Source organism: Ewingella sp. CoE-038-23, assembly GCF_040419245.1.
Lineage (GTDB): Bacteria > Pseudomonadota > Gammaproteobacteria > Enterobacterales > Enterobacteriaceae > Ewingella > Ewingella allii.
In genome coordinates this window covers 615,437-629,728 of sequence record NZ_JAZHOH010000001.1, presented here as the reverse complement: position 1 = coordinate 629,728, position 14,292 = coordinate 615,437, and the positions used below count along the sequence as shown (strand labels likewise).

The following is a 14,292-nucleotide window of genomic DNA, read 5'->3' as shown; positions in this document are numbered from 1 at the left end:
TTTACCCAAACACAGAGGATCAGTAGATGGATGATCGACAACATGGCGATGAGCTGAAGCGCGGGTTAAAAAACCGCCACATTCAGTTGATTGCGCTGGGCGGGGCTGTCGGGACAGGCCTGTTTCTGGGCAGCGCCTCCGTTATCCAGTCCGCGGGCCCGGGAATTATCCTTGGCTACATTATTGCTGGATTTATAGCTTTTTTGATTATGCGTCAGCTGGGTGAGATGGTCGTGGAAGAGCCTGTAGCAGGCTCATTTAGCCATTTTGCCTATAAATATTGGGGTGGTTTTGCTGGCTTCGCGTCGGGCTGGAACTACTGGGTGCTTTACATCCTGGTTGCCATGGCAGAACTGACCGCCGTCGGTAAATACATTCAATTCTGGTGGCCGGAGATCCCAACATGGGCCTCTGCAGCAGCTTTCTTCGTGCTGATTAACGCCATCAACCTCACCAACGTCAAAGTGTTTGGTGAGATGGAATTCTGGTTTGCAATCATTAAGGTTGTGGCCGTTGTTGCCATGATCCTGTTCGGTGGCTGGTTGCTGTTCAGCGACACCGCTGGCCCGCAGGCAACCGTGCGAAACCTGTGGGAACAAGGCGGATTCCTGCCTCACGGCATGACCGGGCTAGTCATGATGATGGCGATCATTATGTTCTCGTTTGGCGGCCTTGAGCTGGTTGGTATTACTGCCGCAGAAGCCGATAATCCAGAGGTCAGCATTCCAAAAGCGACCAATCAGGTTATCTACCGCATCCTGATTTTCTATGTGGGTTCGCTGGCAGTGCTGCTTTCACTGATGCCTTGGACGCGCGTAGGGCCAGACACCAGCCCGTTCGTACTGATTTTCCATGAGCTTGGAGACGCGCTGGTGGCTAACGCCCTGAACGTGGTTATCCTGACGGCGGCGCTGTCGGTCTATAACAGCTGCGTATACTGCAACAGCCGTATGCTGTTCGGCCTTGCTCAACAGGGCAATGCGCCAAAAGCCTTGCTCAATGTGGATAAACGCGGCGTGCCGGTAAGCTCAATTCTAGTGTCAGCTGCGACTACCGCGCTTTGCGTATTGATTAACTACCTGATGCCGGGCGAAGCCTTTGGACTGCTGATGGCGTTGGTGGTTTCAGCATTGGTGATCAACTGGGCGATGATCAGCCTGGCACACATCAAGTTCCGCCAGGCTAAACGTAAAGAAGGCGTGGAGCCGAAGTTCAAAGCGCTGCTCTATCCAGTCGGTAACTACATCTGCCTGCTCTTTATGGCGGCAATTCTGGTGATTATGGCTATCACCCCGGGCATGGCCATCTCCGTATGGCTGATCCCTGTGTGGATCGCCATTCTGGCCGTGGGTTACCTGCTGAAAAGCAGAAATAGTAAAGCGTTGAACGCAGCGGCAAAGTAAGGTTTTTCACTTACAAGCGTTCTGGCTTATAGATGTTAAAAGTAAAAAGCCCGGTGAATAATCGGGCTTTTTTTTATGGGCGGGAGGTTTGCTCGAGCTTAAACCAGAGTGCCGTAAATGGTCAGAATAGCAACCACCACCAGAATAATCATGGTGACTTTTCGCGCCAGAGAGACAGCAGAGCGCGGCGTTTGCACCGGGTCGGTATGCGGGTCACGGGCCAGAGAGAACTGTGCCAGATTAGTCAAAACCTGATATTGCGATGTGTGGATATCCCCCAGAGAAGCAAACCATGCTGGCAGCGCTTTCTCGCCATGTCCCAGCAGCGCGTAAGCCACACCCGCCAGCCGAACAGGGATCCAATCCAGAATATGCAATAAGGCATCCACACCAGACTGCGAACGTTTCATCGGCGTGGTATGGCGCGCCAGCCAAGTTTGATAGCCACGCAAGACGGCGTAACCACCCAGCGCAATTGGGCCGTAAGGACCGAAAACCACGAACCAAAACAGCGGTGCCAGATAGTAGCGGAAGTTAATCCACAGCAGCGCGTTTTGTAACTCTCTTAGCCGAACTTCTTCAGTACAATCAACCGGTAAACCGTGGATCAGGGCTAGCTCCTCGGCCATAGCCGAACAAGCGTTAGCATCTCCCTGACGCGCTGCCTTGAGATAGGCACGGTAATGCTTGCGCTTAATACCCGCGCCGATGCAGAACAGGCAAATCACTACCCAAAGAATTAAAGATGGCACGCCGAAGAAGAAACCGTGAAACGCCCGCAGTACCAGCCACAGCAGGGCCATCCAGACAATGGCAATCGCCAGAGTTTTCGTCAGGCTGGCATTATGCCCGCGACGGAAAATCACTTCGAAACGATGATCTAACTGCCAGTGCTCGCCCAATTTGAACAGGCGCTCCCAAGCCAGCACCAACAATAAGGTAAATAACGTCATCGGTAATTACTCTCTCTGTTGCACGTCAAGGGCGGAAAATAGCCCATCCATTACGCCGTAGTTTACGTCAGTCCCTGTCGCTCTCGTTAACCTGATGTTGCCCTAATGATGACAAATAGTGCTCCCACTGAAACTCAGGGCCGGGGTCCGTTTTGCGGCCGGGGGCGATGTCACTGTGACCAGTGATGCTATCAACACTAATAGGATAGTGCTTAATTAACAACTCACTAACTGAAATCAGGCTTTGATATTGCGCCTCGGTAAAGGGGTCGGAATCCGTCCCTTCCAGCTCAATACCAATTGAAAAGTCGTTACAGCGCTCCCTTCCCTGCCACACCGAAACGCCAGCATGCCATGCACGTTTGTCGAAAGGCACATACTGCACAATCTCCCCATCACGACGAATCAGACAGTGCGCCGCCACGCGTAAATGATGGATATCAGCAAAATAAGGGTGCTCGTTGGGGTCCAGCGTTCCGGTAAACAGTTGATCAATATAAGGACCGCCAAACTGACCGGGCGGCAGGCTGATGTTATGAATAACCAGCAACGAAGGAATTTCATCTTCAGGGCGAAGATCAAAGTGCGGGGAAATTACCTTTCGGGCTTCGGTAATCCAGCCATTTTCTAACTGCATCAAGGACCTCAACGGTGGGCTTTGGTGGTACTTATTACGGCAACAGGGTAGCATGTTTTTTTCTCTCCCTTAGCCGCCATTTCGGAGTATTTGTATGTCTACCCGCAGCTACAGCCTTGAAAGTCGCCGGGCGCTGTTACTCGAACGTATTCAAAATGATATCCCTGCATCAGTGACTCAGGCACTGGGCGAAGACCTCGGTGGTGAGGCCAACGCCGATAACGATCTGACTGCCCAACTTCTCGATGAAAACACGCTCGCAAAGGCGACAATTATTACCCGAGAAGCCGGCATTTTTTGTGGCCAGAAATGGCTTGATGAAGTGTTCAACCAGCTGAGCAACGGCAGTGTCACAATCTCATGGAAGGTACAGGACGGCGACAAAGTGGTTGAGAATCAAACCCTTTGTGAGCTTTCTGGGTCTGCGCGCGTGCTGCTGACCGGCGAACGTACTGCATTGAACTTCGTACAAACCTTATCGGGCGTCGCCACCGAAGTGAGCCATTACGTGAAGCTGCTGGAAGGCACCCAAACCCGCCTGCTGGATACCCGTAAAACCCTGCCAGGCCTGCGCACCGCGCTGAAATATGCCGTGCTTTGCGGCGGTGGCAGCAACCACCGTTTAGGTCTGGCCGATGCATTCCTGATAAAAGAGAATCACATCATTGCCAGCGGCTCGATCAAAGCCGCCGTTGCCAAGGCGCAGCAGATCCACGCCAGCGTGCCCGTTGAGGTTGAAGTCGAAACCCTCGATGAGCTGCAACAGGCCCTGGATGCCGGAGCAGATATCATCATGCTCGATAACTTCACCGTGCCGATGATGCGCGATGCCGTTGCTCTCACCAATCAGCGTGCGCAGCTCGAAGTGTCTGGCAACGTCACTGACAAAACCCTGCGCGAATTTGCCGAGACGGGTGTCGATTACATCTCCGTCGGCGCTTTAACCAAGCATATCCGCGCCATGGACCTCTCCATGCGCTTTAGCTAATCCTTTTAGCTTCTCATTGTTACCTCGCCCTCTGTCATCAGAGGGCATTTCTCTTCCTGCCTTACCTTCTATCACCTTATTTCTTGTAATACGGAATTCTTCTGACCCCAACCTTCAACATTGCGAGACATGCCGCAATCTTTGCGGGCTTTTGCATGCGCTCATTTTAATTTCTGGAGGTGTCGCGGAGAGCCGTTCAACGGGAGTAGCACCTGAAAATATTAATCGCTAAGTTGCTGGCCAAGGGCGATGGAGGCCCGATTTCAAGCCATTAATATTAAGGAGAAATGCACATGACGAGAAACAATCAGCTTAGACAACAAGGATTTACACTTATCGAACTGATGGTGGTGATTGCCATTATTGCCATACTCAGCGCCATTGGTATTCCGGCCTACCAAAGTTACATTCAAAAAGCCGCGCTCACCGATATGCTGCAAACCATGGTGCCCTATAAAACCGGCGTTGAGCTTTGCGCTATTGATCAGGGCACCCTCACCCCCTGCAATATCGCCACTCAAGGCATTCCGGCGACGGCCGCAACGCGCTATGTCAGTCAGGTTGCCGTGGCAGCGGGCGTGATCACCCTGACAGGCCAACAGGCGCTAAATGGTTTAAGCGTGGTGATGGCCCCTTCCCTCAATGCCACCTCAGGAACAATCAGCTGGAGCAGAACCTGCACCAATACCCAAAACGCAGTAATGAAACAGGCTTGTGAAAGCGTCTTCCGCTTTGCCACACCGCCTAAGGCTGCGGAATGAACATATCAGCAAGCCATACTCACCCGACTGACGAAGCGCTTGATAAGCTTTGCCAGCGCTATAAAGCCATTGTTTTACACAAGGATGATTCAATCATACGGGTCGCCTGTCATGAAATTGAAAGCGATACCGATGCACTTAAAAAGGCGCTTGAATTTGCCTGTGCCCTAAAAATTGAAATTGAATTGTGGACTGCGGAACGTTTCACCCAGGCCATCGAAAAATCTACGGCTTCTCAACAAGAAGTGGCGTTAGAAGAACCGACGGCTATGGCGTCAGTGCTCTCCACCAGCAGTAACGAGCTGGATGATGACAGTGAAGCGCCGGTGGTGAATTTCTTAAATCAGGTTCTGCGCACTGCCATACTTCGCCGCGCTTCAGATATCCATTTCGAGCCTAACGAAAATGCCCTGCGTATCCGTTTACGCATTGATGGGGTGTTGCAGGAGATCCCAGGGCCAGAGGCTTCAATGACCGCCAGCCTGTGCGCTCGAATCAAAATCATGGGCCAGCTCAATGTGGCAGAACGAAGATTGCCGCAGGACGGGCAACTGATGGTGACACTACAAAACCAACGCTTTTCACTGCGTATCTCTTCGCTGCCCACGCTTTATGGTGAAAAAATCGTCTTGCGGGTGCTGAAGATCACTGAGCAAGATTTAGGGTTGGACCAGCTGGGTTTCACTCCGCGAGATTTATGCCATTACATCAACGCCTTGAAATGCCCGCAGGGGCTGATTCTGGTCACTGGCCCAACAGGCAGTGGCAAAACCGTCACGCTGTATGGCGGTTTGCGGCACCTGAATGCTGTACAGCGTAATATCTGTAGCGTCGAGGACCCGGTCGAGATCCCCGTGACGGGTATTAATCAAACCCAGATTAATACCAAAACGGATTTAAGCTTCGCTACCGTGCTGCGCGCCCTACTGCGGCAAGATCCCGACGTCATCATGGTTGGCGAAATACGCGATCAGGAAACGGCTGAAATCGCCATAAAGGCGGCACAAACGGGCCATATGGTGCTGTCGACTCTGCACACCAATTCAACTTGCGAAACCCTTAATCGATTGGGGCAGATGGGTATTGAGGGCTATCACATTGCCGCCAGTTTAAAGCTGGTGATTGCCCAACGGCTGGTACGCAAGCTCTGTCCACACTGTCGAAAACCTCATGCTTCTTTCGTCAATCATAGTGAGAAAGGCCGCCCCGGCCCGATGCCGTTATGGATTGCAGTAGGCTGTGAGCGCTGCTATCAAGGCTATTATGGCAGGACGGGGATTTATGAGATTTTAACCATTACTCCTGCGCTACAACAGGCACTGGTTAATGGCGCAAGCGTGACAGATTTGAATAAAATTGCGCGCTCGCAGGGATATAAAACGCTGATGGAAGCGGGGATGTTGCTGGTCCAGCAAGGTACTACCTCGCTGGAGGAGCTCTATCGCGTTTCAGGTGAAGGAGAAGCTGCATGACTGAAGCTCATCCGCCAACACATCGCCTGAATTTGTATCGCTGGGAGGGTGTCGACGCGCTTGGCCACTTCCAGTCAGGAGAACTGCTAGCGGCGGATGAGCTTGCCGTGCATCAACAACTTTTCACCATGGCTCTTCAGCCGATCAGAGTGAAACGCCACCAGAGGGTACGCGCGTCCTATTGGAAAGGTGCCGACCTGATTGCCTTTATCCGGCAATTGGCGACGCTGCTACAAACGGGGCTACCTCTGGTGAACAGCTTGACGCTGCTGGCGAAGGAGCATCCGAAAGCGCCATGGCGATGCATTCTGCAAAATATTTTCACCGGAGTGCGCGAGGGCACTCCGCTTTCCGCCATGGTGGGGCAGTTTCCGCAGGTTTTTCCCGTTATCTTTCGCCGTATTATTGCTATTGGGGAAATGACCGGGCAGCTAGACCACTGTTGCTTACAGTTGGCTCTACAGCAGGAAAAACAGGCGGAATTGAGCCAGAAGGTAAAAAAAGCGCTGAGATATCCGCTGATCGTATTAGCGATTGCCAGCACGGTGACCATTTTAATGCTAACCATGGTTTTGCCGGAATTCGCTAAAATCTATGCATCATTTGACGCCCAGCTCCCTTGGTTTACTACCCTACTGATCCTTGCCTCGCAGGGATTAATACGTTTTGGTCCGGCAACAACCTTTCTTATCATTATTGCCGCCGTCTTTTATTTCAAAAAATATCATCCCCAAGCCCTGTGGCGTAGTCGAGAACAGAGGTTACTGATGCGCGTGCCGCTGATCCGAAATCTCATAGCAGACAGCTGCTTAGGGCAGATTTTCCAAACGCTGGCCATGACGCAACAGGCGGGTTTGACACTCATTGCTAGCCTAGAAGCTGCGGCAACGGCTTCAACCAATCTGCTATTTGAGCAGGCTATTTTAGACATTAAGCATCAAATCGCTCTTGGTACGCCCCTACACCAAGCCTTTGGCCATTCGCCCCTATTCCCTTCCCTCTGCCAGCAGTTGATTCATATTGGCGAAGAGTCAGGGTCACTGGATGAAATCTTATTGAAACTCGCTCAGTGGCATAACCAGCAGGCAAACCAGTTGGCCGACACCATGGCGCAGTCCATCGAGCCACTGATGATGGTGGTCATGGGGGTCTTAGTGGGGGGTTTAGTGATAGCGATGTACTTGCCGATATTCCAGCTGGGTGCGGCTATGGGGTGAAGCAGGTGAGGCAGAGAGCACGGCGGCCATAGGCAAAAGCCACCGTGCCCGAGCGAGTTATTTAGAGCCGAAAAGACGGTTTTCTTGCTCAGCTACGCGAATAAACGTGGTTCGCTTAGTCAGCTCTTTTAGACGCTCTGCGCCGACATAGGTGCAGGCAGAACGTAATCCGCCGAGGATGTCGCGAACGGTATTTTCCACCGGCCCGCGTAAAGGCAGTTTTACCGTTTTACCTTCAGCAGCGCGATATTCTGCAACGCCACCAACGTGGCGCTTCATGGCAGATTCAGAGCTCATGCCGTAGAACAGCATGAACTTCTCGCCATCTTCCTCAACCACGGTACCTTCGCACTCGTCATGGGCAGCCAGCATACCGCCGAGCATCACGAAGTCAGCACCGCCGCCAAAGGCTTTGGCGACATCGCCCGGCACGGCACATCCACCATCACTGACGATTTGGCCGCCTAGGCCGTGTGCCGCGTCAGCACATTCAATTACGGCAGAGAGCTGCGGGTAGCCCACGCCGGTTTTTACACGCGTGGTGCAGACTGAGCCAGGTCCAATCCCAACTTTGACGATATCTGCGCCAGAGAGGATCAGTTCTTCAACCATTTCGCCCGTCACGACGTTACCGGCGCAAATCACTTTGTCTGGGCATGCTTCACGCACGCGCTGTAAGAAGGAGACAAAATGCTCTGAATAGCCGTTGGCAACATCAAGACACACAAATTTAAGCAGCGGAGAAAGCGCCAAAATCTGCTTCAGCTTGGTGAAATCAGACTCTGAAGTGCCGGTAGAAACCATAACGTGACGCAGGACAGATTCATTGGACGCATTGACGAACGCCTTCCATTGTTCAACGCTGTAGTGTTTGTGCACCGCGGTAAGAACGTCGAATGAAGCGAGAGCCTGCGCCATACGGAAAGTCCCCACGGTATCCATATTGGCCGCAATAATCGGGGTGCCAGACCAGCTGAAACCGGGGTGTTTGAAGGTGAAAGTGCGCTCTAGCTCTACTTCTGAACGGCTTTTGAGGGTAGAACGTTTTGGCCGGATTAAAACGTCTTTGAAACCTAACTTCAAATCTTCTTCAATACGCATGAGGTCATGTCCTGGTTTGTTGCGATAAATCGTGGCGACGGATCGCTAAGGTACAAACGGGGTTGTTTGCCACCCTTTCCAGTGGTTTTATCATACGCAGGAAAACCGTAACGGCAAGACTGCTTTCACAACTTTAATCACAGACTTTGAATCTGCAATTAAGCGAAACCTTGAGCTAAAAGCGAGACCAGCCCGGCTTGCACTTACTCATAATCTCTTTATCATTTAAGCCAACAGTCTTTTTAGAGTGAACGCATGAGTTATATCGTTGCATTGACCGGGGGCATTGGCAGCGGCAAAAGTACCGTCGCCGACAGCTTCGCCCGCCACGGCGTGAGTATCGTTGATGCTGACGTCATTGCTCGCCAGGTAGTAGAACCTGGGCAACCGGCATTACAGGCTTTAATTGATCACTTTGGTAAAGAGATTGCTCATAATGACGGCTCACTGAATCGCGGCGCATTGCGACAAAAAATCTTCACTCATCCCGAAGAAAAACAGTGGGTTAATCAGCTTCTTCACCCTTTAATTCATGCCAGAACGCGCGAACTTTTCGCTGCGGCGACAACCCCCTATCTCGTGTGGGTTGTTCCTTTGCTGGTGGAGAACGGATTGCATAGCGTGGCGGATCGCGTGTTGGTGGTGGATGTCAGCGAACAGACGCAGCTAGCCAGAACCATGCAGCGCGATGGTATCAGCCTACAGCAGGCTCAAAGTATTCTGTCTGCGCAAGCGACTCGCCAACAGCGATTAGCCTGCGCGGATGACATTATTGATAACAACGGTGGTGCCGAGACGCTCGAACCGCGTGTTGCTTCATTACATAGCCGTTATCTGGAATTGGCGGCTTCAGCGACCCGACAGGATATTGACAAGAATGAGTGATGTAGTAACTACCGTTCTCTTTGAACATCCTTTAAATGAAAAAATGCGGACATGGCTGCGCATTGAGTTTTTATTGCAGCAGATGCATGCCAATACTCAAATCACGTCCATTTCTACCGCGTTACTTTTTTTCCGCACTGCGTCTGATTTATTGGACGTTCTGGAGCGTGGAGAAGTAAGGACTGATTTACTCAAAGAGCTAGAACGCCAGCAGCAAAAGCTATCGCAATGGCAAGATGTTCCCGGCGTTGATCTTTCACGCATAGATTCCCTGCGTGCAGAACTCAAGCACACTGCGGCCGTATTGATGAAAGCCCCGAGAATCGGCCAGGCGCTGCGCGAAGACAGGCTGATGGCGCTGGTTCGTCAACGCCTCAGTATTCCCGGCGGCTGCTGTAGTTTTGATTTGCCAACCCTGCATATCTGGCTGCATCTGCCACAGTCTCAGCGTGACGGCGACGTGCAGGAGTGGCTCGCAACCCTTAATCCGCTGAATAATGCGCTGACGCAGGTATTAGATTTAATTCGCCAATCTGGTGCATTTAAAAACCAAATCAGCCTCAATGGATTCTTCCAAGAGAATGCCGAAGGCGCCGATCTTTTAAGATTGCGTATCTCTTTGGAAAATCAGCTGTATCCGCAAGTGTCTGGCCATAAAACCCGTTACGCCATTCGGTTCTTGCCACTCGATAGCGAACGTGGTCAAGTGCCTGCCAGACTGACTTTTGAACTTGCCTGTTGTTAGGAGTAAAGATGGACCCTGAAATCACCAAGGTAAACTGTCCGACCTGCGGCAAAGCCGTAGTTTGGGGCGAACAGAGCCCTTATCGACCTTTCTGCTGCAAGCGTTGCCAGCTTATCGACCTTGGCGAATGGGCTGACGAAGAGAAGCGCATTCCCAGCAAAGGCGATATCAATGATCTGGATGACTGGAGCGAAGAGGAAATTCACTAATCCGGCGTTTCAGCCAGTCAATAAAAAAGGAGCCTTAGGCTCCTTTTTTGCTTTAGTGAGTGTTAAATCTCACCATTATTTAAAGCTTTAACAATCGACTCATTGGCCGGAGGGAAATCTTCCACTTTAAGCTCGGCCTGCGGTACCCAGCGCATTGGCTGCCCCTCTTTGCCGTAAGGCTCACCCTGCCACTGCTCAACCAAGTGGAAGTGCAGGTTAATCACGCGATCCGGGAAGATATGCTCAAGGCTTTTAATCAGCACCGGCTTTTCAGCCACAATACCCGCCTCTTCCTGCAACTCGCGAATCACCGCCTGCACAGGCGTTTCGCCCTGCTCGACTTTACCGCCCGGAAACTCCCAGAACCCAGCCATATGTGAGGAAGCATCGCGCTGAGTAATGAAGATCTCTTTCTGCGCGTTACGAATAATTCCCACCGAAATAGTGATTCTTTTCAGCGACATGTTTCCATCCTTATTCATCTTAAGGTGCTGACCATAAGCAAAGGGCGGTGATTAACCGCCCTTTGACTTTATAGACTCACGGAGCTAATAGCTTACTTCTGTAAACGGCCGTGGCACTGTTTGTATTTCTTACCAGAACCACATGGGCATGGGTCGTTACGGCCCACTTTACGGTCGCCCTGAGAGCCAGATGCCAGACGCTCGGCTTCTTCGATTTCCAAAGAAGTCTGGTCCTGATGGCTAAGATGCTGCTGGCGTGCCAGACGCTCCGCTTCTTCTCGGCGCTGCTCTTCCATCGCTTCGACTTCTTCCGGCATGCGAACCTGAACTTTACTCAGTACGCTAACCACTTCATATTTCAGTGATTCCAGCATAGAAGCGAACATCGCGAAGGATTCGCGCTTGTACTCTTGCTTTGGATCTTTCTGCGCGTAGCCACGTAAGTGGATACCTTGACGCAGGTAATCCATCGCCGCCAAGTGCTCTTTCCACAGTGAGTCCAGCGTTTGCAACATCACGCCTTTCTCAAAGTTGCGCATCATCTCAACGCCAACCACTTCTTCTTTACGTGCGTAAGACTCCATCGCGTTGGCCAGAATGCGCTCGCGCAGCGTCTCTTCATGCAGCTCTGGCTCTTTGTCCAGCCACTCTGCAATCGGCATTTCCAGCTCGAAATCGTTTTTCAGGCGCTGTTCCAGACCTTCAACATCCCACATTTCTTCCAGAGACTGAGGTGGAATGTAGCTGTCGATGGTGCTTTTGAACACGTCTTCGCGGATGCTGCGAATGGTTTCGCTCACGTCAGACACGTCCAACAGCTCGTTACGCTGGCTGTAGATTGCACGACGCTGATCGCTGGCAACATCATCATATTCAAGCAGTTGCTTACGAATATCAAAGTTACGGCTTTCAACTTTACGCTGTGCGTTAGCGATCGCTTTGGTCACCCAAGGGTGTTCAATCGCTTCGCCCGGCTTCATACCCAGCTTACGCATCATGTTGGAAACGCGGTCTGACGCGAAGATACGCATCAGCGCATCTTCCATCGACAGGTAGAAACGAGATGAACCGGCGTCACCCTGACGACCCGCACGACCACGCAGCTGGTTATCGATACGGCGAGATTCATGACGTTCTGTACCGATGATGTGCAGACCACCAGAAGCCAGAACCGCGTCATGGCGAATCTGCCATGCTGCTTTGATCTGCGCTTTTTGCTCGTCAGTCACGTCTTCGCCCAGGTTTTCAATCTCAACCTGCCAGCTACCACCCAGCACGATGTCAGTACCACGACCGGCCATGTTAGTGGCGATGGTTACCGCGCTTGGTTGGCCCGCCTGAGCAACGATATCCGCTTCTTTGGCGTGGAATTTGGCGTTTAGAACGCTGTGCGCGATGCCTGCTTTATCCAGCTCACGCGAAACCACTTCTGACTTCTCAATTGAGATAGTACCGACCAGAACTGGCTGGCCGTTGGCTGTGCGCTCGCGGATGTCTTCAATGATTGCGCCAATTTTTTCCATTTCCGTCATGTAGACCAGATCCGGTAAATCCTTACGTACCATTGGGCGGTTGGTTGGCACCACGATGGTGTCGAGTTTGTAGATGGAGCTAAATTCGAAAGCTTCGGTGTCCGCAGTACCGGTCATACCCGCCAGCTTTTCGTAAAGACGGAAGTAGTTCTGGAAGGTGATGGAAGCCAACGTCTGGTTTTCATTTTGAATGTCGACGCCTTCTTTGGCTTCAACAGCCTGATGCAGACCATCAGACCAGCGGCGACCTTGCATGGTACGGCCGGTGTGTTCGTCAACGATGATAACTTCGCCATCTTTAACGATGTAGTCAACGTCACGGGTGAACAGCACGTGGGCGCGCAGTGCCGCTGTCACGTGGTGCATCAGCATGATGTTAGACGGGGAGTAGAGTGACTCGCCGTCGTCCATGATCCCTGCTTCCATCAGCATTTCTTCAATCAGAACCAGACCGCGCTCGGTCAGGTGAACCTGACGCGCTTTCTCGTCCACGGAGAAGTGACCTTCACCCTGGAAGCTGTCTGAGTCTTCTTTTTCCTGACGAATCAGCTTAGGGATCAGCTTGTTCACGCGGATATACATTTCGGAGCTGTCTTCAGCCGGGCCGGAAATGATCAGCGGGGTACGGGCTTCGTCAATCAAGATTGAGTCAACTTCATCGACCAGCGCGTAGTGCAGTTTACGCTGAACGCGCTCTTCAGGGCTGAAAGCCATGTTATCGCGCAGGTAATCAAAGCCGTATTCGTTGTTAGTACCGTAAGTGATGTCAGCGGCGTAAGCAGCACGCTTGGCCGGCGCTGGCATGTTCGGCAAGTTGATGCCGATGGTCAGGCCGAGGAATTCAAACAGTGCACGGTTATTTTCGGCGTCACGCTGGGCCAAGTAGTCGTTGACGGTAACAACGTGGACACCTTTGCCGCTAAGAGCGTTAAGGTATGCCGGCAGCGTCGCGGTCAAGGTTTTACCTTCACCAGTACGCATTTCCGCGATGCAGCGCTCGTTCAGCACCATACCGCCCAGCAGCTGGACGTCAAAGTGACGCATACCGAAGACGCGCTTACTTGATTCACGAACGACGGCGAAAGCCTCGGGAATGAGGTTTTCCAGAACTTCACCTTTTGCTAAACGTGCGCGGAATTCATCCGTCTTGGCTTTTAACTGGTCGTCGGTCAGCTTCTGGATCTCAGGTTCCATGCGGTTAATGAGATCAACAACTTTGCGCATGCGGCGCAGAGTACGATCGTTACGGCTACCAAAAACTTTGGTCAATAATTTGATTAACATAATGCTTAATGTCTCTTTGAGACTGCTAATAGCAGCCACTATTTTGTTGATTTATTGAAAGAAATAGCAAATAAGACTTCTGAAATCAGAGAGTAATTAACTCAATGAAATTGGACCGGCGCGGATACCTTGCACCTGAGCAAGCCACAAGCCGGGCTGATGCTGGTGCGTGGAGAGAATGAGGGGTTGTTTGGTCTGACGAATAATAACCGGAGGTTTCGGCTCATGCGTCAGTAAAGAATTAAGCGTAACCAGTAGTGCAAGCTGCTGAATATGCAGAGGTTCGGCTTGGTCAGCCACCACTTCAGGCGTAACGGTATAAACCACCTGAGGCGCTAATGCAAAAGAGAGGTGGCGAATCACCGTGCGGAGCGCATGCTGTTGCCAGTAATCTACACCAAACGCCGGGCGGCGATGCGCCTGAAGCAGGGCCAGATTCGTCAGCCCTGTACTCCCGATGTTAAGGCGGTTTACACTGGACGATGCATTCGGGACTGACGCTAATTCCGTTTGTGATAGATTTGTCGACACGCCGAGGCTAGCCGCGACCATCCCCAATAGGAGATGCGGCCAAAAATACCTTCTGCCAAATTGTCGCCAACGATTTAGAATGCCAATCACAAGTTTACAATCCGCCGGAG

At 51.8% G+C, this 14,292-nt stretch carries 14 protein-coding genes; 8 read left to right on the top strand and 6 right to left on the bottom strand.

Translation table 11 applies throughout. From position 1 onward, the window contains the following. Positions 1-26: 26 nt before the first annotated feature. Positions 27-1,403: an aromatic amino acid transporter AroP gene (aroP, locus tag V2154_RS03025; RefSeq protein ID WP_353501010.1), complete on the top strand. Its 1,377-nt coding sequence runs from the start codon at positions 27-29 to the stop codon at positions 1,401-1,403. Positions 1,404-1,501: 98 nt separating this feature from the next. On the opposite strand, the gene ampE is transcribed toward aroP, so the two are convergent. Both ampE and ampD read right to left on the bottom strand, forming a co-directional pair. Next, positions 1,502-2,356: a beta-lactamase regulator AmpE gene (gene ampE, locus V2154_RS03020; RefSeq protein WP_353501009.1), complete on the bottom strand. Its 855-nt coding sequence runs from the start codon at positions 2,354-2,356 to the stop codon at positions 1,502-1,504. 67 nt (positions 2,357-2,423) lie between these two features. Then, positions 2,424-2,993 (bottom strand): 1,6-anhydro-N-acetylmuramyl-L-alanine amidase AmpD, encoded by a 570-nt coding sequence (gene ampD, locus V2154_RS03015; protein WP_353501008.1) that lies wholly within the window; start codon positions 2,991-2,993, stop codon positions 2,424-2,426. A 94-nt stretch (positions 2,994-3,087) separates the two neighbouring features. Here ampD and nadC point away from each other — a divergent pair, with 94 nt between their 5' ends. From nadC to hofC, 4 genes are all read left to right on the top strand, one after another. Then, entirely contained in the window at positions 3,088-3,981 is an 894-nt protein-coding gene (nadC, locus tag V2154_RS03010; RefSeq protein ID WP_353501007.1) for a carboxylating nicotinate-nucleotide diphosphorylase, read from the top strand. Positions 3,982-4,274: 293 nt separating this feature from the next. Then, a complete protein-coding gene (gene ppdD / locus V2154_RS03005) occupies positions 4,275-4,742 on the top strand; it encodes a prepilin peptidase-dependent pilin (protein ID WP_353501006.1) in 468 nt (155 codons plus the stop codon). Continuing rightward, positions 4,739-6,214, top strand: coding sequence for a type II secretion system protein GspE (gspE, locus tag V2154_RS03000; protein WP_353501005.1), 1,476 nt, complete (start codon positions 4,739-4,741; stop codon positions 6,212-6,214). The genes ppdD and gspE overlap by 4 nt, the downstream gene beginning before the upstream one ends. Continuing rightward, positions 6,211-7,431, top strand: a complete 1,221-nt coding sequence (hofC, locus tag V2154_RS02995; protein ID WP_353501004.1) for a protein transport protein HofC — start codon at positions 6,211-6,213, stop codon at positions 7,429-7,431. Before gspE ends, hofC begins: the two co-directional genes overlap by 4 nt. A gap of 57 nt (positions 7,432-7,488) precedes the next feature. Here the strand turns inward: hofC and V2154_RS02990 are convergent, their stop codons facing one another. Further along, positions 7,489-8,532 carry a GMP reductase gene (locus V2154_RS02990; RefSeq protein WP_353501003.1) on the bottom strand — a complete coding sequence of 348 codons (1,044 nt, stop codon included), beginning with the start codon at positions 8,530-8,532 and terminating at the stop codon, positions 7,489-7,491. Between the two features lie 255 nt (positions 8,533-8,787). On the opposite strand from V2154_RS02990, the gene coaE reads away from it, so the two are divergent. Genes coaE through yacG form a run of 3 tightly spaced genes read left to right on the top strand, consistent with a single transcriptional unit; the run spans position 8,788 to position 10,371 of the window. Continuing rightward, positions 8,788-9,417, top strand: coding sequence for a dephospho-CoA kinase (coaE, locus tag V2154_RS02985; RefSeq protein WP_353501002.1), 630 nt, complete (start codon positions 8,788-8,790; stop codon positions 9,415-9,417). Continuing rightward, positions 9,410-10,162 carry a cell division protein ZapD gene (gene zapD, locus V2154_RS02980; RefSeq protein ID WP_353501001.1) on the top strand — a complete coding sequence of 251 codons (753 nt, stop codon included), beginning with the start codon at positions 9,410-9,412 and terminating at the stop codon, positions 10,160-10,162. Before coaE ends, zapD begins: the two co-directional genes overlap by 8 nt. A gap of 8 nt (positions 10,163-10,170) precedes the next feature. Further along, the gene (gene yacG, locus V2154_RS02975) at positions 10,171-10,371 is read left to right on the top strand and encodes a DNA gyrase inhibitor YacG (protein ID WP_034787200.1); all 201 of its coding nucleotides are present in this window, start codon (positions 10,171-10,173) and stop codon (positions 10,369-10,371) included. 62 nt (positions 10,372-10,433) lie between these two features. Here the strand turns inward: yacG and mutT are convergent, their stop codons facing one another. From mutT to secM, 3 genes are all read right to left on the bottom strand, one after another. Then, positions 10,434-10,835, bottom strand: coding sequence for an 8-oxo-dGTP diphosphatase MutT (mutT, locus tag V2154_RS02970; RefSeq protein WP_353501000.1), 402 nt, complete (start codon positions 10,833-10,835; stop codon positions 10,434-10,436). A 92-nt stretch (positions 10,836-10,927) separates the two neighbouring features. Then, a complete protein-coding gene (secA, locus tag V2154_RS02965) occupies positions 10,928-13,651 on the bottom strand; it encodes a preprotein translocase subunit SecA (RefSeq protein WP_353500999.1) in 2,724 nt (907 codons plus the stop codon). A 96-nt stretch (positions 13,652-13,747) separates the two neighbouring features. Then, positions 13,748-14,272, bottom strand: coding sequence for a secA translation cis-regulator SecM (gene secM, locus V2154_RS02960; RefSeq protein ID WP_353500998.1), 525 nt, complete (start codon positions 14,270-14,272; stop codon positions 13,748-13,750). Positions 14,273-14,292 lie beyond the last annotated feature (20 nt).